Source organism: Gemmiger sp. (genome assembly GCF_057431175.1).
In genome coordinates, this window is sequence record NZ_DBMDDV010000006.1 from 1 (window position 1) to 22013 (window position 22013).

A 22013-nucleotide genomic window follows, 5' to 3' on the forward strand; every position below is an offset into this window, starting at 1 on the left:
CTCACTTGTGCCGAAGATAGTTGGCTGGAAACGGCCTGTGAAAATAGGTAGATGCCGGCTTCTCGTAAAAAGGCCCTGTTCATCCTAGTGATGAGCAGGGCGTTTTTGTTTATTATAGCGCTGCAGGGGCCGGGTCTGCCCGGCCTTCGGTTTTAAATTGCAATAACGGCGAAGTGGCCGGGTGGACTATATTTTGCGCCTGCGTTGTTGACAAATCAATAATAATACAGTATACTAACACGTATTGTTGAGTAATCACTGAAAGGTATGGGCAGATTGAAAGTAAAAACAAATTTTAAAAAGAAAGTTATGGCGGCGGTTACAGTCGTTGCTGTCGTATTGGCGGCGGTGCTGCTGGCGGTCAGCGTGTATCTGGTGAATTATGCCATTGGCCGCAGCGGCAGCGGCGGCGACCGTGATGTGGCGCTGGAAGTGGAAGCCTCGCCGGACAGCGTGGAGGCAGTCATTGCAGCGAATAAAGCGCAGTGTAAGGGAAAAATTGACGCTTTCACACAGGAAAATCCCGGGGAAAACCTGGCGATCACTTCCCAAGATGGACTAACGCTGCACGGTGTCTGCTACAACCATGCGGACGCAAACAGCCACCGCTGGGCCATTGTGCTGCACGGCTACCGCGGAGACTACACCGGGGCGCTGTGCCTGGCAGAACCTTACTATGAGGCTGGCTACCAGGTCATTGCACCGGATCTGCGCGCCTGCGGTGAAAGCGAAGGCAGCTATGTGGGCATGGGCTGGCTCGACCGCGAGGATATCTTGCAGTGGATCGACTATATCACGGTGCGCGACCCGCAGGCAGAAATCGTCATTCATGGCATTTCAATGGGCGCAGCCACCACGATGATGACTGCGGGTGAAACCACGCCCGACGCCGTGAAGGCGTTTGTCGAGGATTGCGGGTACACAAGCGTCTGGGATGTTTTTTCCAGCGAGCTGCAGCTGCGGTTCGGGTTGCCGGAATTTCCGATCCTGTACACGGCCAGCGCTGTGGCAAAGCTGCAGGCGGGGTACAGCTTTACCGAGGCCAGTGCGCTTCAGCAGGTGGCGCACTGCGAGAAGCCAATGCTTTTCATTCATGGTACGGCAGATGATTTTATCCCCTATGAGATGATGGATGCGCTTTACAGCGCGAAGCCCGGGGACAACAAAGCGGAGTTGACCGCAGAGGGCGCGGGGCACGGTGAGGCACTTTACGCGCTGGGTGGCACGTACTGGGATACCGTGTTTGCGTTCCTTGAACCCTATATGAACTGATGCAAAACGGCGCGGCCTGCGGGCTGCGCCGTTTTTGTGTTACCGTGCCGCGCCCCGGCGTACAATGCAGCAGAGGGAGGGAGTACAGATGGAATATATCGTCATAGAAAAATTCTTGCACCCAAATGAAACGGAACGCCGTGCGGCGCTGGCGCAGCTTCTGCGGCAGGCAGAAAATGCCCCCGCGTAAGGGGTGGGCGGCGGTATACTGCCGCCTGAGCAAGGAGGACGAGGACAAAGCCGCGGCGGAGTCCGAGAGTATCCGCAATCAGCGGGCACTGCTGCTGGATTGGGCGGCGACGCACGGCTACCATGTTTACAAAGTCTACACCGATGAAGACTACTCAGGCATCGACCGGGCGCGGCCGGGGTTCAACGCCATGCTGAACGACGCGCGGCAGGGGAAATTTGAGGTCATCCTAGCCAAAACGCAGTCCCGCTTTACCCGCGATATGGAGCTAGTGGAGCGTTATCTGCACGGCCTGTTCCCCGAGTGGGGCGTGCGATTTATCGCCGTGCTGGATCATGTGGATACCTGCGACCCGGCCGGGAAAAAGGCGCGGCAGATCAACGGCCTTATCAACGAGTGGTATCTTGAAGACTTATCCGGCAATGTGCGGGCTGTGCTGGACCACAAGCGGCACAGCGGGTGCTACATCGCCAGCTTTGCGCTGTACGGCTACCGCAAGGACCCCGCCGACCACAACCGGCTGGTTATCGACCCGCCCGCAGCGGCGGTGGTGCGGCGTATCTTTGCCCTGTATGTGCAGGGGGCTGGCGCGGGAAAGATCGCGCAAACATTGAACGCCGAAGCCATCCCCCCGCCGTCCGTTTACCGCGCAGCGCAAAGCGGCCAACCCGCCGCAAAGCCAACACTGTGGAGCAAGGCAACTGTGCGGCGCATCCTGTCCAACAGCACCTATGTCGGCGACATGGAGCAAGGGCGCGTGCGCAAGCTGAACTACAAATCAAAAAAGGCCATCCGGCTGCCCCGCGACGAGTGGATCATCGTACCGGGCACTCACGAGGGCATCATCAGCCGACGGCGCTTTGCGGCCGTGCAAAAGCAGCTGGCAGCCCGCAGCCGTGCCGCACACGGAGAAACACAACACCCACTGGCGGGGCTTGTCCGGTGCGGTATGTGCGGCGGAAAGATGGAACTGACCGGCAGCGGCCCGCGCCGTTACTACCGCTGCTGCACAGCGGCCAAGAGCCGCGCGGCCTGTCCGGGGCAGCCATATCTGCCCATGCACGACTTAGAAAAGCTGGTGCAGTCCAAACTGCAAACCTATACACCCCAGCCGCTGACCTATGCCCTGGTGCACGCCCTGATACAAACGATTGTCGTCAGTCCGCCAGAAAACGACCGGCGCACGATAAAAATAATCTGGCGCTTTTAACGGCCGTGTAATACCGTACTGTGTGGAGGAAACGCCATCCCAGGTAGGGTAGACCTCACTGGACGCGACGTTGGCGATGTAGGACTGAAAATTGACCGTCACATTTCTGACGTTGGCGGATGGTTTCCCCAGATGCACCGTGATTTTTTTCGGCACGACGACCCGGGCCAGGACGTCGCCGGGTAAGAGTTCCTCCGGTGCCGGGCCGCTGCCGCCGTCCCCGGCAAACAGCGTGTGGGGCGGGATGGTGACGACATCAGGATCCGTCTCGCCGCCCGCTGTCCGTGCGGCGCTGGGGATGCCGCCGTTGGGCAAAAGCGACAGCCGGGCCACGGTCTGTTGGCCGTCAAAGACCTGCACGCCGTTCAGCACGACCGTTTGCCAGCCGTCCAGTACGGCCTCTACGCTGTAAATCGCGTAGGGGCGCACCGCTGAGTTGGCCTCGTCCAGACTGTACGCGGCGTCGGGGGCGGGCAGGTCGGCGGCTTCGGCAAAGCCGTCCGCGTCGGCCGTCAGGTGGGCGAGCGCCGCGCCGTTCTCGTCCAGCACGGTCAGGGCGACACCGGCCAGCGGGGCCGCCTGCCCCGCCGATGTGTAAATTTGGATACTGCCATTGGCCATAGCAAAACACCTCCTGTCCCACGCTATGCAGCGGCGCGAAAACGTGCTACAATAGGGGAAAAGGAGGCGGGCGCATGATTTATCTTTCCGGGTTTCGGTTCCCCGGCGCGGCGCAGGAGGCCAACTACATGGCGAACAGCTGGCGGGCAAAGCAGACCTGCTATGATTCCTACTATCCGTTCGGGCTGTTTGAGGGCCGCACGCTGCCGGAGCTGGATTTGCTGGAAATCACGATTTTGTACGGCGGCAACGGCAGCGGCAAGACGACACTGTTAAATGTGATGGCCGACGCATTGAGGCTGCATCGCCGGGCAGAGTACAACCGCACGCCGTTCTTTGACGATTACGTGCGCCTGTGTGAGCCGCGCACAATGCGCCCGGTGCCGGCAGGCAGCCTGATCTTGACGAGTGATGATGTGTTTGACTATATGTTGGACCTGCGGGCGCTGAATGACGGCGTAGATATGCGCCGCGAACAGATGTTTGCAGATTATAATTCGCTGCGGTGTGAAAAGTTCCAGATGCACGGTATGCAGGACTATGACCGGCTCAAGCAGGTCAGCGCAGCGCGGCGGTACAGCCAGTCCCAGATGGCCCGACGCACGCTGCCCGCCAATGTGCGCACCCGCTCCAACGGCGAAAGTGCGCTGGCAGTGTTCAGTGAGCGCATCCGCGAGAACGCGCTCTACCTGCTGGACGAGCCGGAAAACAGTCTTTCGCCCGCGCGGCAGTTGGAATTGGCACAGTTTTTGCATGATTCGGCGCGGTTTTATAACTGCCAATTTGTCATCGCGACCCACTCACCGTTTTTGCTGGCCATGCCCGGGGCGCGAGTGTATGATTTGGATGCCGAGCCTGTCACAACACGGAAGTGGACGGAATTGGAGAATGTAAGGGCAACATGGGAGTTTTTCCAGGCGCATAGGGATGAGTTTGCATAGAGCGTCTGGTGGAAAATTCAGCCAACAGCATTTGCCGCAACCACGCCGGAACCCACAATGCCGTCGCTGCCAAGGAGGGTGACGTGGTAGTAGGTCATCGGCAAATCGGACTGCTCCATCAGCTGTTTGACCTCCCGCAAAACCGTCTGCACATCCGTCTCCGTCGCCGCCGTCGGCCAGAAAATGGTGAGGGTAAGACAGGAGGGAACTTTGTCCAGAATCGCTTCATCCATCGGGGCATCAAGATAAATCACATCGCTGTAATGTTCCGTATGCGGGGCATAGCCGCTGCTGCTGTCCGCGTCTGGCTCTACGCAGAGTTCCACTTGGAGGGTGCCGTCCAAATCCGACCGGTCGCTCAGAGCGTCAAACGTCCGCTGGGCCTTGTCGGTCAACGCTTGTTCCATCCGCTGACGGGCGGTCACGCCGTTGGTCACAGCGTCGGTGGTGCCATAGTCATCCAGCCACAGCCACTTGCGCGTCTCCACTGTGAAATGGGTATCAGGGCTTTGGTCGGATTGCACCTCGACAGAATAATTGAAATAGTAGGAATACCAGCTGCCCTTCGGCGCGGTAAAGGTCTGGCCGGGAAAACGCTGCTCAGCATAGCGGATGGCCCGTTGCTGCGCCCACGCGCCGCTGATGGGGTCGCCGTTGACCGTGTAGGCAAACAGCGCAACAAGCAGCGCCGCCGCCAAAGCCAGTGCCAGCCAGCCGCGAACGCGCCGCCGCAGTCTGCACAGAATTCTTGCATCATCCGGGAGGATATCCGGGGCGGGGGAGGGCGTATCCCCGCATTCGGCCTGCCACACCGCGCGGCATTCGGGGCAGGCGGCCAGATGGGCACGCACGGCGGCTTCACTCTCGGGGGCGGCCACACCGTCCAGCACCAGCGGCAGCAAATCGCGGCAAATGCCGCAGGAAATTTTCTCGGGCGTCATTCGTATCCCTCCTTCGTCAAATCCGCACGCAGCCGGGCGCGGGTGCGGTGTTCAATCACTCGGGCGGAGTTTTCGGTAATGTCCAGCCGCGCGGCAATCTCGGCGTAGCTGTACCCTTGCGCCCGCAGCAGTACAATGTCCCGGGGGCGGTCGCCGTAGCCGTCCAGCAGTTCGCGCACGCGGTGCAGCAGGGCGCGGGTCTCAGTGTGGGTATGCAGGGTGTCATCGGCCAAGTATTGCGCGGTCACCAGTTCGTCGGTGCTGACGGTGGGGTGCTGCCGCCGCAGGCTTTCGCACCAGGCGTTTCGGGCAATCGTGAAGAGCCAGGTCTTGACGCCGCTTTCGCCACGGAACGTCACCGCGCCCTTCAGCGCCCGCAGGAATGTCTCGCTCAACAGGTCTTCCGCCGCGGCGGAGTCGCGGGTCAGGCGGCAGAGATAGCGGTACAGGTCGGCGCGGTAGAGGGCGTACAGTTCATCCAACTCGGGTATATTCATATGGTGCGCCCCCCTTTCTGCTCTTATATCATTAGAGTACACAAAGCGGCAAAATATTACAAGCCGCACAAAAATAAAAACGCCCGCAGGCGTGGTGGAAAACCACACCTGCGGGCGAAATGCTTATTTCAGGCAGCTGAAAAATCAAGCCTTGTTGGCAGAGCCGAACAGCTCGATCTTCTCGCGGACGGTAGCCTTGATGGCCTCGGCGCCGGGGGCGAGCAGCTTGCGGGGATCGAAGCCCTTGCCCTCGAGATCCTTGCCGGCCTCGATGTACTTGCGGGTAGCATCGGCAAAGCTCAGCTGGCACTCGGTGTTGACGTTGATCTTGGAGACGCCCAGGGAGATGGCCTTCTTGATCATCTCGTCAGGAATGCCCGTGCCGCCGTGCAGGACCAGAGGAATGTTGTCGGTGGCGTTGTGGATCTTGTCCAGCGCGACGAAATCCAGGCCCTTCCAGTTGGCGGGGTACTTGCCGTGGATGTTGCCGATACCGGCAGCCAGGAAATCGATGCCCAGGGATGCGATCTTGGCGCACTCAGCGGGGTCAGCAACCTCGCCCATACCGATGACGCCGTCCTCCTCGCCGCCGATGGAGCCGACCTCAGCCTCGATGGACAGGCCGTGGTCATGGGCCAGGGCGACCAGCTCGGTGGTCTTGGCGACGTTCTCGTCGATGGCGTAGTGGCTGCCGTCGAACATGATGGAGGTGAAGCCTGCGGCGACGCAGGCCTTAGCGCCCTCATAGGTGCCGTGGTCCAAATGCAGGGCAACGGGAACGGTGATGCCCAGGCTCTCGTCCATGGCCTTGACCATGGCGGCCACGGTCTTGAAACCGGTCATATATTTGCCAGCACCCTCAGAAACACCGAGGATGACGGGAGAGTTCATCTCCTGCGCGGTGAGCAGGATACTCTTGGTCCACTCCAGGTTATTGATGTTGAACTGACCGACTGCGTAATGACCATCGCGGGCCTTCAGCAGCATATTGGTAGCATTTACCAGCATAGAACATACCTCCACGTAAAACGTTATCAGTAGTGACGTACCGATGTCCGGTGCGCCATCAAGTCTATTATAACCCGACTTTGACAAAAAATCAACAGGTTTTTTCGCGGTGGAAGATGTACTTTTGTCACAACCGGAAAGAACGCACGGATTTTGTGCAGTTTTTGTAAATTTTGTAAGGAAAACCAGAGGTTTCGCCTTAAAAATCAGCGTTATTCCAGGTTGACAACCGGGTTTATCCGGGCTGTTATGTGGAAAATTTCTCCACTGTGATTGTTGAAAACTTGGTGGAAATGGTGGAAAAGCCCATCGTAAAGCAGATTTTTAACACTTTCCACAGAGTTTTCAACAGGTGGAAAACCCGGTTGGCTCTACGCTTTGTATAAACAGCGATGTTTCGACAAGGCGCAAAAACGATTTGCACTTTTGGTGTATTTCGGGCGGCAAAGTTGTAAAAATGCGCCCGGCGGGCCGCAAATGGCGCAAAAAAAGATGACAAAGCCCCCATGAGTGTGCTATACTGTTATCTGATTATAGAGCATAGTCGATAACTGTCGGCTTTTTACGATACAGATGGAGGACACTATGGAAAAATTCGCCCGCGACCGCGAACTGGCACCCGACCGTGCTGAACGCACCGACACCCTGGTATGGGGCAAAAATGCCGTGACTGAACTGCTGAAAAGCGGCGGCGCGGTGGACACGGTCTACCTGACTGACACGATGCCCCAGGCGGTGGCGGGCTATTACACCGCCCTGTCCAAGGAGAGCGGCGCGGTCGTCAAGCGCGTGCCCGCCAACAAATTGCAGAAGATGTGCGGCACGCCGGACCACCAGGGCGTGGCTGCCCGCGCAGCCGAGGTCGAGTACGCGAACTTGGACGATCTGTTCAAGGCCGCCGACGCGAAAGGCGAGCAGCCGTTTTTGGTGCTGTGTGACGGTGTCGAGGACCCGCACAACCTGGGTGCTATCGTGCGCTCGGCTTACCTGTGCGGTGCGCACGGCGTGGTCATCCCCAAGCGGGGCGGCGTCGGCGTGACAGGCACGGTCATGAAGGCCAGCGCCGGGGCTGCCGCGCGGCTGCCCATCGCCCGGGTGCCCAATCTGGCGCAGGCCATCCGCACGATCAAAGAGCATAATATCTTTGTCTACTGCGCAGACCTGGGCGGTGCCCCGCTGGCCAAGACCGATCTGTCCGGCCCTGTGGCGCTGGTTCTGGGCAGCGAGGGCGGCGGCCCCGGTGCCCTGACCCGCAAGCTGTGTGACGCTGCTGTGACGCTGGAAATGGCCCCCGGCCAGGCGACCGGCGTGGACAGCTACAACGTCAGCGTCGCCGCCGGCATCCTGTGCTATGATGTGATGCGCAGACGGATTGCGAAGAAGTAAAAACGAAGTTCATCCTTTTACAAAGAGGAATCACCATGCCAAGCAAACGTACCAATGATTCGGTTGACCGTATTCTGGAAGACCTGAATATACAGCAGGCGCAGGCCGGGCTGCGGGACAGTGTCACCGACCACCAGGTCGATGAGATTTTGCGCAGCGTCGGCATTTCCACCGCGCCTGCACAGCCGGTCCAGGGCGGCTTTGCCTTTGAGGCGGGCGACGACCTGGACGCCCTGCTGAACGACCCCGGCCCTGCGCCGAGCCAGGCCGCCCCGCAGCCAAGGCAGGCCGCCTCGGCCCCGCGCCCTGTGCAGCCTGCGCCCCAGCCGACGGCCCCGCAGACACGACCAGCCGCCCCGGCGACCCAGCCGCCCCGGCAGGACCTGCCGATGGCGGACACCGGCACGACGACCTTCAGCGGCGACACGACCGGCACCGGCATCATCAAGGGCTTTCTGGTCAAGATGGCCCCGGAGGGCAGCAACGCCGACAGCGACGCGCTGAACCTGGGCAAAAACCAGTTCCAGAAATTCTTCAAAAACTCTGTCGCGGTCGTGCCCGATGAAAAGGGCCGCCTGCGGGAGCCGGGCAAGAAAAAGCGCGGCCTCTTCGGTATGAAATACGCCGACGACACCGGGGAATTTGTGCCCATCAATGTCTCGTTAGGCGGCGGCAGCACTGCGCCCAAGCAGCCCACGCCCGAACCGCCCGCGCAGGAGGAATACTACCCCGACGAGGAACCCGCTCCCGCCCGCCAGCCCGCAGCCAAAAAGCACGGCTTTTTCGGCGGCCTGTTCGGCGGGGAAGGGGAGACCGAGGAACTGATGATCCCCGAGGAACGCGTGGAGGAACCGACGCTCTCCCGCCCGGCGGTGACGCGGCCCGCCCCGGCGGAGGATACCTCCACCCAGGAGGTCTGGCGCAGCAAGTACACCCGCCCGGCCCGCCGCGCCGCCGAGGAAACCGAAAGCCGAACGCTGGAGCGCATCCAGAGCACGGTGGGCTACGCCCAGCAGCACCCCGCGCCGCCGTCCAACAGCGGCGCGACCGGCACGATCTACCGCAAAAAGCGCAACACGGTCGAGTTTACCCCCGGCCAGAAGATACAGGCGACCCCGCCGCCCCAGCCGATGCCGCAGCATGTCGGCGAACCGGTGGGTGAACCCATCGAGACGCCCCGCAATCAGCCTGCCCAGCCGCCGGTCTCCACCGGTTTCACGATGCAGATGGACGCGCTGGACGCCAAGCCGGTGGACAGCACCCAGGAATTCATGAGCGCTTACAACGCCGTGCGCCGTCCCCGCCCGGCTGCGCAGCCTGCCCCAGCGCCCCGGCCCGCCCCGCAGCCGAAGCAGCCGGAATCGGAAGAGGACGCCTACGACGACACCCTCGTCATCGGCGACCAGTCCCGAGAGGCCATCGAGGAGACCGGCGAACGGCTGCTGCCCCACCGCCAGCGCGACGATGTGGATACCCTTGTCGATACGCTGACCGGGCGCATCAAGCTGACCCCGGTTGCCCCGGCCCCGCAGCCCGCTCCTGCACAGCCTGCCCACACCGGGTTCACCCAGAACCTCGGCACGGTGCAGCCTGTCCCGGCACGGCCCGCGCAGGCCCACAGCGGCTACACGCAAGACCTGGCTGGCCCCGCCCCGGCAGAGCCGAACACCTCGGCTTTCGTCAGCGACATTGCAAATGCCATCAACAGCGAAAAAGAGGATGCGGCCCAGTACGCTGCCGCAGCGGCCCGGCTGACGGCCTCGCTGGCTGAGGACGCCGGTGCCACCCGCACCCGCACCCGCGCCCGCATCCCCACGGCAGCCGACGTGAAAAAGGCTGCCGCCCGCCTGACAGGCCCCGCCGCCGACGAGGGTGACGACAACACCGTCTCGCCGTTTGACACAGCGGAGATTCCTGTGCCCCACAGCCGTGAGTATGAGCGGGCCGAGGATGCCCCCGCCGTGCGTGCCGAGCTGGCAAAACGCCTGACCTGGGCCACGATCGGCTGTATCGCGGCAGGTGTGGCCGCAGCGGTCATGATCGTGCTGGCAGTGCTGCCTGCCCGGCCTGCCGCCCTGAACGATGCCACCGTCTACCCGGCGGTCATGCTCGTGCTGCTGCTGGCAGCCTGCGCCGCCAACTGGCAGACGTTTTTGAGCGGCTTCAAGGGCCTTGCCAAGATGCCCACGCCGGACAGCCTGGCCATTCTGCCCGCTCTCGGCGCGGCCATCCAGTGTATTGTGCTGCTGGCCACCGGCGGCTACACCGGCACGCTGCCGATGATGACCGGCCCGGCAGCGCTGGTGCTCTGCCTGAACGCTGTGGGCCGCCGCCTGAACGCGGTAACGGTCAGCGAGAACTTCCGGCTCGTCAGCGCCAAAGTCGAGCATTCCGTCGCCTACCGGCTCAAGGACGCCGGGGCGCTGAAAGCTGTCTCCCAGGGCCTGGCCGAGCCGCATCCCAGTGTGCTGGTCAGCCGTCCGACCCAAATTTTCCGCAGCTTTTTGACCAACAGTGCTGCCCACGGCACCAGTGATAAAAACCAGCAGCAGTTCGCCTGGGTGCTGGCGGCCTGCGGTGCGGCGGCGTTCCTTTTCACGGTTATTTCCACCAAGAACGCGGCCACGGCGGCCACGGCCATGGCGGGTGTGTTTTGCCTGGCGGCCCCGCTGGCCGGTACGCTGCTCTCGGCTCTGCCTGCCCGCATGATGCAGCGCAGCGCTGCCCAGGTGGGCGCGGTCATCCCCGGCTGGCGCGACATCCGCCAGCTGGGCCGCATCAATGTTATCCAGGTCACGGCGCGTGACCTTTTCCCGGCAGGGTGCGTCACGCTGGCGGGCATAAAGCCTGTCAAGCCCGAGCATATCGACACTGCCATCGTCTACGCAGCCTCTATCTTGTCCGAGGCCGGCCCCACCCTGCGGGACGTCTTTATGAATATGCTGGGGGAGAACCGCAGCCTGCTAGCCAAGGTCGACGACCGTGAGACGGTCTACGGCAAGGGCTATGTGGGCTGGGTCAACAAGCGCCGCGTCCTGGTGGGCAACCGCGCCCTGATGCAGGACTACGGCATCAAAATCCCCAGCCTGGAATATGAGCAGCACCATACTGTGAACCAGCGCCGGGTCATCTACCTGGCTGTATCTGGCAAGCTGTTTGCCATGTTCCAGGTAGCCTACCAGCGCGACCCCGACACCGCCGCCGTGCTGGAAACGCTGCACCACAACGGCCTGTCCCTGGTGGTGGACTGCGATGATTTCAACTGCGACGTCAAGCTGCTGGAGACTGCGTACAGCCTGCCCGCCGGTTCGGTCAAGGTGCTCTCCAGCGACGAACACCAGGCCATGGCCCCGGCGGTTGCCTGGCTGCCCGAGAGCGAGGGCAATATGCTCCATCTGGGCAGCTTCGCCAGCTTTGTCGGCGGGTTGGAGGCCGCCTCCGGCGCAGCCGAGGGCGAGCATAAGTCGGCCATCGTGCTGACGGTGAGTGTGCTGCTCAGCTGTGTGGTCGGCGTGTTGCTGACCCTGACCGGCGGCCTTGTCACGCTGCCGCTGCCCGGCATTGTGCTGTATCAGGCGGCGTGGTGTGTGCTGGCGCTGATCTTCCCGCTGCTGCAGCGCTACTAATGTAAAAAGAAAGGGGAAATCCCAATGTACCGTGCGCGCGAAAAACAGATGTCGATTTACGACTATCTGCCGCCCTACCATGGGGAGCTGTGCAACGCCAACCGTTGGGTGCAGCTGGCCGCCGCCATCGACTGGGATGGCTTTGAAAAGGCGTACAGCGAACTGTTTGCCCCCGGCGGCAAAGTGGCCCTGCCCGCCCGCGTGGCGCTGGGCTGCCGTATCATCCAGCTGCACTACGGTGTATCGGACCGCGAGGTCGTGGCGCTGGTGCAGGAAAGCCCCTATCTGCAATATTTTTTAGGGTTTGAAAATTTCACCGACGAGGTGCCGTTTTCTTCCCGCACGGTGGCGCGGTTCCGCGCCCGCATCCCCGATAAGGCTGTGCGCCCGGCAGTCCGCCTGCTGCGCAGCTTTCAGTGACCCATAATTTCATTATAGAGAGGTATTCATGGAATTGTTTGTAGACGCCCTTCTGGACGCCTTGGTCGATGGCGTAAAAATGCTGCCGTTTCTCTACTTGGCCTACCTGCTGATCGAATGGCTGGAACGCCACCACGGCGAGAGCATTGAAGGTGCCCTCGCAGGCGGCGGGCGCTGGGGGTTCATCCCCGGTGCGCTGCTGGGCTGTGTGCCGCAGTGCGGCTTCAGCGCGGTAGCCTCCAACCTGTACGCAAGCCGGGTCATCACCCCGGGCACGCTGCTGGCCGTGTTCATTGCCACCAGTGACGAAGCCATCCCCCTGCTGGCGGCTGAGCCGTCCCAGTGGGTGACCCTGGTGCTGCTGCTGGCCTGCAAGGTGGCCTTTGCCATCGTGGGCGGCTGGCTGCTGGATATCCCGCTGCGCCATATCCTGCCCCACTCGCTCTACGGCGGGTATGAGGGCCACGCCGACGACGTGGACTGCCACGAGGAACACGAGGAGACGAGCAGCATCTTTTTGGCGGCTCTGCGCCACACGCTGGAAATTTTTGTGTTCATCCTGCTGTTCAGCTTTATCATCAGCCTGCTGTTTGAGGGCTTTGGTGAGGAACCCATCACGGCGGCACTGTCCGGCATGGGCATCTTCCAGCCGATGCTGACGGCGCTGGTCGGCCTTGTGCCCAACTGCGCGGTCAGCGTGCTGCTGGCCCAGCTCTACGTGCAGGGGGCCATCAGCTTCGGCAGTCTGTTTGCGGGCCTGACCGCCGGCGCAGGCGTGGGCCTGGCCGTGCTGTGGCGGGTGAACCCCAGCTGGAAGCAGAACCTTTTCATGACCGGCCTGCTCTGGGCCATCGGCGCAGCTGTGGGTATGCTGCTGCAGATACTGCCGATATAAAATAACACCAAGCGTAGGGCGGCATGCCCTCATGCCGCCGCGGCGGGGTGAGGACACCCCGCCCTACATTCGCGTGAGAACGCACTTTAAAACTGTATACTATACAATTTGTATATTTATAAGGAGGCTTCCCTATGCAATACAGCATTGAAAACGACATCCTTCGCCTGACCGTGGATACCCACGGCGCGGAGCCTGTCAGCGTCATCCACAAGCCCACCGGGGCTGAACTGCTCTGGAGAGGCGACCCCGCCGTCTGGGGCCGCCATGCGCCCATTCTGTTCCCCTACACCGGTAAGCTGACCGGCGGCAAGATGATTGCTAAGGGCGTGGAGTATGCAGGCGGCCAGCACGGCTTTGCCCGGGATGTGGAGCACACGATGACCCACCACACCGAAGCCCTGCTGGAATTTGAGCTGCACGCCAACGCCGAAACGCTTCCCAAATGGCCCTACGCCTTTGTGCTGCGCTCCACCTTCACGCTGGAAGGGGAGACCGTCCACCACACCCTGACCGTCGAGAACCCGGTGGAGGAAGAACTGCGCTTCGGCATCGGCTACCACCCGGCGTTCGCCTTCCCCTTCGATGACCGCCATGTCACCGAGGACTACGAGATTCGCTTTGACGGCATCGAGTCGCCGCTCTGCGTCAGCGCTCAGCCCAACGGCCTTCTCAACGGCGAGAGCTATTATCTCGCCCGCAACGTCGAGGCCATCCCCTTGACGGACGATTTGTTTGACAACGACAGTCACGCTATGGTCAACCTGCGCAGCGGCCATGTCTCAGTCATCGAGAAGGACACCGGCCGCAGCGTCATCTGCGATGTGTCGGACTTCCCCTACACGCTGATTTGGTCTGCTGCCAAAAAGCCGCTGCACTTTATCTGCATCGAGCCTTGGCACAGTCTGCCCGGCGAGGAAAACGGTCCCCTCGAATGGGAGCAGCGCCCCTGCGCCGCATCCCTCAAGCGCGGTGAAAGCTGGTCCACCACCCTGTCCACGACGTTTGTGCGGTAAAAATTGGCAAAGATGAAAACACTGAAAAAATATCGCTGGCCCCTCACCGGTGCGCTGCTGGGGGCGCTGATCTTTTTGCTGCTGTACGGTGTGCGGGTGCTGGACCCCACCAGCGTTGACTGGATCTTGAACAACCCCAGCCCCGACCCCGCGCAGCACTACCTCGGGTGGGAGCTGTTCCGCCGCAGCCCGGTACATCTGCCGTATATCGGCGCGAACTACAACGCAGTCTATCCCTTCCGCACCAGCGTCCTGTTTACCGATTCGCTCCCGCTGGCGGCGCTGCTGTTTAAGCTGCTGGGCGGCATCCTGCCCACCCGGTTCCAGTATTTTGGCTGGTGGGGGCTGTTCTGCTACATGATGCAGGGCGGGCTGGCGCAGGCCGTCATTGCCCGCATCGCGGGCGTGCAGCCCACATTTGGCCGGGGCGACAAGAGCAAGGCCGCCATCGCCATCATCATGAGCCCCGGCCAGACCGCCAAACTGTGGGGCAGTGTGTTGGGTGCGGGGGTGCTTGTGCTCTTCCCGGCGCTGACGATGCGCACTTTCGCCCATGAGGCGCTGGCCGGAACCTGGCTTGTATTGCTGGCGCTCTACCTCTGGCTGCGCAGCGACGAACTCATGTCTGCGACCCGCCGCGCCTGTCTGCTCTGGGGGCTGATGGGTCTGCTCTGCGCGGGCATCCATCTGTATTACCTGCCCATGGTCGGGCTGGTGCTGGTAGGGTACGCGGTGCGCCGCGCCCTGCAAAAGCGCAGCCCGGCGGCGGTGCTGCTGCCCATTGCCGCATTCTGCGCGGCGGCACTGGCCGAGCTGTTCCTGCTCGGCGCGTTTGCCGTCAACTTTGCAGGCTACTCCAACGGATATTTAAGCGGCGCGGACTATCTCGGCCTGTTTGTGCCGTGGCTCGCGCCAAGCTGGGAGCAAAATGTCTACATGGGCCTCGGCGCAGTGCTGGCTGTTGTGCTGGCGATTTTTAGCGTGGTCTGCAATGCCCGCAAGGCGGAGAAGTTCTTCACCGCGCACCATGACTGGGTCGTGGCGGGTGTTGTCGTGCTTGTACTCGACCTGCTGGCTGCGGGCGGCAACGCCATCACTGTGGGCGGCAAGACGCTGTTCACCGTGCCCATTCCGCAGTTCTTGATGGATTTTTGGGCGATGTTTTCCTCCTGCGCGCGTCTGGCGTGGGTGGCGGGTCTGCTGCTGGCTGTCGCCGCCTGCGGCCTGGTGCTGCGCTTTTGGCAAAAGGGCGTTGTACCCGCTTTGATGCTGGCCGTCTGCGCTGTGGCGCAGGGCTGGGGCCAGCGCGGGGAACTGTTCAACCGCTGGACGGACTACCATTACTACGGCTTCCGCTATGAGAACAAAACCCTGCTGACCGACCCCGCGTGGGAGAACATCGCCGCGAGCGGCAGGTACAGCCATCTTGCGTTTGCCAGCTTCGACTTTGAACATGACGAGTTCTGGGATCTGGTCGACTTTGCCGCCGACCACGGCTGGACCTCCAATAGCTTCTACATGGCGCATATGGACGGCAACCTTGCGGCGGTCACGCTGCCGGGCGAGCTGAACGAGCTTTCCGCTGACACGCTCTATGCCTTCATCGATGAGGACGAGCTGGCGCGGAACAGTTACGACCTGCACTATTACCGGCTGGATGGCATCCTGATCGGCAGCGTCGAGCCCATCGATGGCCTGGAGGAAGAGCCTGCGCCCGAAGTGCCCGCCCACACGATGGATTTGACGAAGTCGGATGTTGACCCGCTCTTTCTGGCGGCGGACGGCATTGTTCTGGGCATGAACGGTGAGATGATGACCGAGGAGTGGACGCTGTTCCCCGGGCGCTACCGTGTGACGCTGACCGGCAGCGGCTTTGACCACAGCTACATCTACGCCCGGTACGGCCTTATCAACGAGGAAACCTACAAGCTCGATATCGACTTTACCGGCATTGACCCCAACGAAATGACCTTTGAGTTCACGGCCACCGAGATGCTCCACTACTGGCGTGTTGCTGTCCATACTCTGGACGATGCCAATGTCACCGTCAACAGTGTGACGGTAGAAAAAATCGTATAAAAAACTGCCTGCAAATGCGATTCCATTTGCAGGCAGTTTTTTATACGGTACTTACTTAAATACTTACTTAAAACGCAACCTTTTTGGCAACGTAGTCGCGCAGCTCGGAAATCGGCATACGGATCTGCTCCATCGTGTCGCGGTCGCGGACGGTCACGCAGCCGTCGGCCTCAACCTTGTCGTCGCCCACGGTCTGGAAATCGACGGTGATGCACAGCGGGGTGCCGATCTCGTCCTGGCGGCGGTAACGCTTGCCGATGGAACCGGCGTCGTCGTAGTCCACCATAAAGTCCTTAGCCAGCTCGTTGCGGATCTCCATCGCCTTGTCGCCCAGCTTTTTGGACAGGGGCAGCACGGCGCACTTGAACGGTGCCAGGTAGGGGTGCAGATGCAGCACGGTACGCACATCCTCCTTGCCCTTGGCATCGACAAGGTGCTGCTCATCGTAGGCCTCGCACAGGAAAGCCAGCGCCACGCGGTCACAGCCCAGAGACGGCTCGATAACATAGGGGATGTAATGCTCGTTCGTCTCGGGGTCAAAGTACTCGAGCGACTTGCCGGAGGCCTCCTGATGGCGGCTCAGGTCGTAGTTGGTGCGGTCGGCAATGCCCCACAGCTCGCCCCAGTCGGTGAACGGGAAGGCATACTCAATGTCGGTGGTGGCGCGGGAGTAGAAGGCCAGCTCGGCGGGCTCATGGTCGCGCAGGCGCAGGTTCTCTTCCTTGATCCCCAAGCTCAGCAGCCAGTTCTTGCAGTAGTCCTTCCAGTAGGCGAACCACTCCAGATCGGTGTTGGGCTTGCAGAAGAATTCGCACTCCATCTGCTCAAACTCGCGGGTACGGAAGGTGAAATTGCCCGGGGTGATCTCGTTGCGGAACGCCTTGCCCACCTGGCAGACGCCGAAGGGCAGCTTGCGGCGGGTGGTGCGCTGGATGTTCGCGAAGTTGACGAAGATGCCCTGCGCGGTCTCGGGGCGCAGATAGCAGGTGGAGGAGGAATCCTCGGTAACACCGATGGCGGTCTTGAACATCAGGTTGAATTTACGGATGGGGGTAAAGTCATGCTTGCCGCAGACGGGGCAGACGACCTCATCATGGCTGGCGATAAAAGCATCCATCTCATCAAAGGTCATGGCATCCACATCCACGCCCTTGCCCTGCTCACACTCGGAGATCAGCTTATCAGCGCGGTGACGGCTCTTGCAGGCGCGGCAGTCCAGCAACGGGTCCGAGAAGCTGGACACATGGCCGGTGGTGACCCAGGTCTGGGGGTTCATCAGGATGGCGGCGTCCAGGCCGACATTGTAGGGGCTTTCCTGCACGAACTTCTTCATCCATGCCTTTTTGACGTTGTTCTTGAACTCAACACCCAGCGGGCCGTAGTCCCAGCTGTTTGCCAGGCCGCCGTAAATTTCGCTGCCCGGATAGATGAACCCGCGGTTCTTGCACAGGTTCACGATCATGTCAAGGGTCTTTTCACTGTTCTTCATTACGTTACTCCTTCCGCATGGCTGGCTGCCACACAAAGCGATTATTCCCACCGCGCCGGATAAATTTGGTGCGATATAACCATTATAGCATACCATGCGGGCGGGAACAAGGCACTGCAGCAAAAATATGTCTGCGGGTGCGGCGTAGTTTATCGGACACACAAAAACCTTTTGCCGCGTCGGAAAGACTGCTGCAACTGCACCATCAACGTATTGCTGTAATTTATGGGTCTAAATTTGTGCCATTTACCCAAAAATTGCCCGGTCAGGCATCGAATTCAAAAAAAGTGTTTATTTTGTTGCAGAGAAATAGTATAATGTTTCCAGTAATATACGCCGCGTGCCCTGCCCGGCAGCGGATAAATTTTGAGGTGACCACTGTTATGGTTTTTAGTATGTATGACCCCAAGCTGCTGGAAGGCGTCCGCACGATCCATTTTATCGGCTGCGGCGGTTCCGGCACCTATCCGCTGATCCAGATCCTGCACAGCCGCGGCTACGCCATCACCGGCTCTGACGTCGAGGAGACCAAGAACACCGAGGCCGAGCGTGCCCTGGGCGTGCGCGTCTCCATTGGCCACGATGCCGCCAATGTCGGCAACGCTGATCTGGTCGTGTACAGCGCCGCCATCCACGACGACAACCCCGAGCTGCAGGCCGCCCGCGCCCGCGGCATCAAGGCCATTGAGCGCAGCGTTATGCTGGGCTACATCAGCCGCACCCATTCCCAGAGCATTGGCGTGGCCGGTACCCACGGCAAGACCACGACCACCGGCATGATCACCACCATGCTGGAACTGGCGGGCAAGGATCCCGCTGCGGTCATCGGCGGCAAGCTGCCCCTCATCGGCGGCTACGGCAAGGCCGGCAACGGCCAGAGCGTCGTCATTGAGGCCTGCGAGTACCACGAGACGTTTTTGCAGCTGACCTGCTCGGTGGGCGTCATCCTGAACATTGACAATGACCACCTTGAATATTACGGCACGATGGGTCAGCTCAAGCTCGCGTTCCAGAAGTTTGCGCTGCTGTCCCGCACGGTCGTCTTCAACATGGACGATAAAAACACGATGGACGTTGTCAACTCCATCGACCGCCCGGTGCTGAGCTTCGGCATCAAGGAGGAGGCCCGCTTCCGCGCCGTCAACATCGGCGAGTACAAGCCCGGCTTCTTCGAGTTCGACGTCCTCGAACTGGGTGAGCAGTTTGCCCACATCAAGCTGGGCGTGCCCGGCTACCACAACATTTACAATGCCCTGGCTATGTGCTGCTGTGTCCGCCCGCTGGGCCTCAAGCCTGAGGATGCCGTCCGCGCAGCCGAGCAGTTCCACGGCACGGGCCGCCGTTTTGAGGTCAAGGGCGAGTGCAACGGCGCGGTCATCGTCGATGACTACGCCCACCACCCCACCGAGTTGGCCGCCACGCTGGCGACTGCCAAGGAGATGGGCTATGACCGCGTGATCGCCGTGCACCAGCCCTTCACCTTCAGCCGTACCAAGATGCTGATGGACGAGTTCGCCAAGGTGTTGAGCGCTGCTGACCAGGTCGTGCTGCTGCCCATCATGGGCGGTCGAGAGAAGGATGACGGCACGGTCAAGAGTGAGGATCTGGCCGCCAAGCTGCCCGGCAGCGTTGTGGTCGATGGCCTGGAAGGCGCTGCAAACTGGGTCAAGCAGAACGCCAAGAAGGGCGACCTCGTCGTCTGCATGAGCTGCGGCGATCTGTACAAGGCCGCCGATATGATGGCAGGAAAATAAAATCTGATGACAGGCTGTCCGGCAGGGCAGCCTGTTTTTTGCAACAGAGTGCAGGGGTCGGGTATGCCCGCCCCGGCTGTGTAAGGCGAGCGGCTGTCTGTGGGAAAGCCGCGGGCCACACACATGCGGCCCTTACAACGCTGTGCCGCCGTAGGGCGGCATGCCCTCATGCCGCCGCCAACTTGCCAGTACCACCCACTTTATGCTACAATATCAGCAAACAAACATTATATAAAGGAGATCACCCCATGAACCAACACTTCCTCCAACTCTACGCTGATTTTATCGTCAAGGTGGGCGTCAATGTACGCCCGCGCCAGAACTTTATCGTCCGCTGCCCGGTCACGATGCCCGACTTTGCCCATGCCTGCGTCCGCGCGGGATATGAGGCGGGCGCAAAAACCGTTGTTGTCCGCTGGGAGGACGACAAGCTCACCCGACTGAACATGGAAATGGCCGACGAAAAAGACTTGGCCGCCATGAAGCCCTATGAGCTGCGCAGCTACCTCGACTATGCCGAGGACCCGGACGGCTGCTGCACGCTGGCCATCCACGCCGAGGACCCCGAGGCGCTGACCGGTCTCGACGCGGGCAAGCTGAACCGCGTCAACCTGGCCCGCCGCAACTTCCTCAAGCCCTGGCAGGAGTACACGATGAACGACCGCGTGCAGTGGTGCGTGGCCGCTGTGCCCGCCCCGGGCTGGGCCGCCAAGGTATTCCCCGAACTGCCTATCGACGAGGCTGTTGAAAAACTGTGGGCACTGATTTTTGACGTCTGCCGCGTCTCCACCGGCGACCCGGTCGCCGCATGGCAGGAGCACGTCGCCAAGACGAAGGCCCGCCGCGACCACATGAACGAGCTGGATCTCGACCGCATCCACATGACCAGCGCCAACGGCACCGACCTGACCGTAGGCCTGGCCGACGACGCCACCTGGGAGGGTGCATCCAGCAAGACCGAGGGCGGCATTGAGTTTATCGCCAACGTTCCCACCGAGGAAGTTTTCTGCGCGCCCCACCGTGAGCGCACCAACGGCATCGTCTACGGCACCAAGCCCTACGCCTACAACGGCCAGCTCATCGAAGGCTGGCACGTCACCTTCAAGGATGGTGTCGTTGTCGAGCACGGCGCAAAGAAAAACGCCGATCTGCTGACCGAACTGCTCTCCACCGATGAGAACTCCAACCGCATCGGCGAGATCGCCCTCGTGCCCGCCTCCAGCCCCATTAACCGGAGCGGTGTGCTGTTCTTCAATACGCTGTTTGACGAGAACGCCGCCTGCCACATTGCCTTTGGCGCGGGTTATCCCACGAACATCAAGGGCGGCTCCGCCATGACCCGCGACGAACTGATGAAGAAGGGGCTGAACAACTCTGCCATCCATGAGGACGTCATGATTGGCGCACCCGACACCCGCGTCGTCGGCATCACCAAGAGCGGGGAAGAAGTCACGATCTTTGAAAACGGAGAATGGGCGTTCTAAACCGCGCCCCTGCGCCCATCGACACAGACCGCCCGGCGGCAGCGGACTTTGTGCGGGTGCTGGCGACCTGGGCCGTCGGCGCGTTCCACATCTGGCAGCAGAGCTGGTACGGCGGCGCAGCCCCGGCACACTGGCTGCGGGCGGGCAGCGTCGGCGTGGACCTGCTGGTCATGCTGTCGGCGTTCTGCCTGTTCCTGCCCTGGGCCAACGCGGCTGTGCGGAACCAGCCTTTGCCGCGCATCCGCCCGGCGGAATTCTACCGCCGCCGCGCCCTGCGGCTGCTGCCCGCCTACTACGTTAGCCTGCTGTTCAGTCTGGTGCTGGCCGTGGCGCGGCGTGGGTGGAGCAAGGCGCTGGCGCTGGATCTGGCCGCCCACCTGGCGCTGACCCAGCAGCTCTACCGCCCGGCCTACCTGGCCTGCCAGCTCAACGGCGTGACCTGGACGCTGACGGTGTTTGCACTGTTTTATCTCGTGTTCCCGCTGCTGGCCCCGCTCTGCGCAAAATGGCCGCTGCCCACGCTGGCTGCACTGGGACTGGTACAGCTGGGGTACACGTGCTGGCTACTGCCGCAGTACGGCAGCGGAGACTATTCTGCCCGGTTCAACCAGCTCCCGGCGTTCAGCGGGGTGCTGGCCGTGGGACTGGCGGCGGCATGGGTGTTTGCCAAATTCGCCCACGGCGGCTGGGCACAGCACATTCTGCCCCGCGCGGGCTGTACGGCGCTGGGGTTGGCGGCGCTCATCTGGCTGGATGCCGAAATGCGCGCCCAGGCTGCGGCGGCAGAGTACCAGCAGTTCCAGCTGATAAACCGGATGCCGCTGGTCCTTGCGGCTGCGGCGGTGCTGGTGTGCTTTGGCCTGGGCCTGACCCTGCCCGGGGTGCTGCGCCGCGCCCTGCGCTGGCTGGCTGCGCTGACGTACAGCTTTTACCTGTGGCACCAGATGCTGACGGTCTTTTTAAAGTATGATCTGCATCTGCCCGCCTGGGCGGGGGACACACCGCCCAACCAGTCGGGGGACGCCGCCTGGATGCACCGGGCCGACCTGCTCTACTGGGCGGCCGCGCTAGCGGTCAGCATAGCGGCCTACTACGGCATCGAAAAGCCCGCGGCACGGCGGTTTTCCAAAACTCCGCAAAAAATGTGCGCTCAAAAAGCCCGATAACAGGCAATTCCGCCCGGC

16 protein-coding genes are annotated in these 22013 nt (G+C 61.5%); 12 read left to right on the forward strand and 4 right to left on the reverse strand.

Annotation, left to right across the window (positions count from 1 at the left end):
• Nucleotides 1-309 precede the first annotated feature (309 nt).
• From ACZO0A_RS03775 to ACZO0A_RS03785, 3 genes are all read left to right on the forward strand, one after another.
• Complete coding sequence (locus tag ACZO0A_RS03775; RefSeq protein WP_302376595.1) at nt 310-1272, forward strand: alpha/beta hydrolase; 963 nt, start codon at nt 310-312, stop codon at nt 1270-1272.
• 176 nt (nt 1273-1448) lie between these two features.
• Nucleotides 1449-2672: a recombinase family protein gene (locus ACZO0A_RS03780; RefSeq protein WP_302376597.1), complete on the forward strand. Its 1224-nt coding sequence runs from the start codon at nt 1449-1451 to the stop codon at nt 2670-2672.
• A 695-nt stretch (nt 2673-3367) separates the two neighbouring features.
• Nucleotides 3368-4234, forward strand: coding sequence for an AAA family ATPase (locus tag ACZO0A_RS03785; RefSeq protein WP_302149593.1), 867 nt, complete (start codon nt 3368-3370; stop codon nt 4232-4234).
• Nucleotides 4235-4251: 17 nt separating this feature from the next.
• On the opposite strand, the gene ACZO0A_RS03790 is transcribed toward ACZO0A_RS03785, so the two are convergent.
• The 3 genes from ACZO0A_RS03790 to fba all read right to left on the reverse strand — a co-directional run bounded on the left by ACZO0A_RS03790 (nt 4252) and on the right by fba (nt 6680).
• On the reverse strand, nt 4252-5175 hold the full coding sequence (locus tag ACZO0A_RS03790; protein ID WP_302376598.1) for an anti-sigma factor: 924 nt from the start codon (nt 5173-5175) through the stop codon (nt 4252-4254).
• Complete coding sequence (locus ACZO0A_RS03795) at nt 5172-5672, reverse strand: RNA polymerase sigma factor (RefSeq protein ID WP_215693310.1); 501 nt, start codon at nt 5670-5672, stop codon at nt 5172-5174. The genes ACZO0A_RS03790 and ACZO0A_RS03795 overlap by 4 nt, the downstream gene beginning before the upstream one ends.
• Before the next feature lie 144 nt (nt 5673-5816).
• On the reverse strand, nt 5817-6680 hold the full coding sequence (fba, locus tag ACZO0A_RS03800; RefSeq protein WP_302376600.1) for a class II fructose-1,6-bisphosphate aldolase: 864 nt from the start codon (nt 6678-6680) through the stop codon (nt 5817-5819).
• Nucleotides 6681-7265: 585 nt separating this feature from the next.
• On the opposite strand from fba, the gene rlmB reads away from it, so the two are divergent.
• From rlmB to ACZO0A_RS03830, 6 genes are all read left to right on the forward strand, one after another.
• Nucleotides 7266-8066, forward strand: coding sequence for a 23S rRNA (guanosine(2251)-2'-O)-methyltransferase RlmB (rlmB, locus tag ACZO0A_RS03805; RefSeq protein ID WP_291212826.1), 801 nt, complete (start codon nt 7266-7268; stop codon nt 8064-8066).
• A gap of 35 nt (nt 8067-8101) precedes the next feature.
• Entirely contained in the window at nt 8102-11692 is a 3591-nt protein-coding gene (locus tag ACZO0A_RS03810) for a DNA polymerase III subunit gamma/tau domain-containing protein (protein ID WP_486846055.1), read from the forward strand.
• A gap of 24 nt (nt 11693-11716) precedes the next feature.
• Nucleotides 11717-12112 carry a transposase gene (locus ACZO0A_RS03815; protein ID WP_215693317.1) on the forward strand — a complete coding sequence of 132 codons (396 nt, stop codon included), beginning with the start codon at nt 11717-11719 and terminating at the stop codon, nt 12110-12112.
• 28 nt (nt 12113-12140) lie between these two features.
• Nucleotides 12141-13007, forward strand: coding sequence for a putative manganese transporter (locus ACZO0A_RS03820; RefSeq protein ID WP_215693318.1), 867 nt, complete (start codon nt 12141-12143; stop codon nt 13005-13007).
• A 134-nt stretch (nt 13008-13141) separates the two neighbouring features.
• Nucleotides 13142-14023 (forward strand): aldose 1-epimerase family protein, encoded by an 882-nt coding sequence (locus tag ACZO0A_RS03825; protein WP_215693319.1) that lies wholly within the window; start codon nt 13142-13144, stop codon nt 14021-14023.
• Between the two features lie 12 nt (nt 14024-14035).
• Nucleotides 14036-16102: a DUF6311 domain-containing protein gene (locus ACZO0A_RS03830; protein WP_302376605.1), complete on the forward strand. Its 2067-nt coding sequence runs from the start codon at nt 14036-14038 to the stop codon at nt 16100-16102.
• Nucleotides 16103-16169: 67 nt separating this feature from the next.
• Here the strand turns inward: ACZO0A_RS03830 and ACZO0A_RS03835 are convergent, their stop codons facing one another.
• The gene (locus tag ACZO0A_RS03835; protein ID WP_215693321.1) at nt 16170-17591 is read right to left on the reverse strand and encodes a glycine--tRNA ligase; all 1422 of its coding nucleotides are present in this window, start codon (nt 17589-17591) and stop codon (nt 16170-16172) included.
• Nucleotides 17592-17974: 383 nt separating this feature from the next.
• Here ACZO0A_RS03835 and murC point away from each other — a divergent pair, with 383 nt between their 5' ends.
• The 3 genes from murC to ACZO0A_RS03850 all read left to right on the forward strand — a co-directional run bounded on the left by murC (nt 17975) and on the right by ACZO0A_RS03850 (nt 21995).
• Nucleotides 17975-19345 (forward strand): UDP-N-acetylmuramate--L-alanine ligase, encoded by a 1371-nt coding sequence (gene murC, locus ACZO0A_RS03840; protein ID WP_215693322.1) that lies wholly within the window; start codon nt 17975-17977, stop codon nt 19343-19345.
• Nucleotides 19346-19593: 248 nt separating this feature from the next.
• The gene (locus tag ACZO0A_RS03845) at nt 19594-20829 is read left to right on the forward strand and encodes an aminopeptidase (RefSeq protein WP_302376607.1); all 1236 of its coding nucleotides are present in this window, start codon (nt 19594-19596) and stop codon (nt 20827-20829) included.
• A complete protein-coding gene (locus ACZO0A_RS03850) occupies nt 20817-21995 on the forward strand; it encodes an acyltransferase family protein (RefSeq protein ID WP_302376608.1) in 1179 nt (392 codons plus the stop codon). Before ACZO0A_RS03845 ends, ACZO0A_RS03850 begins: the two co-directional genes overlap by 13 nt.
• Nucleotides 21996-22013: the final 18 nt, after the last annotated feature.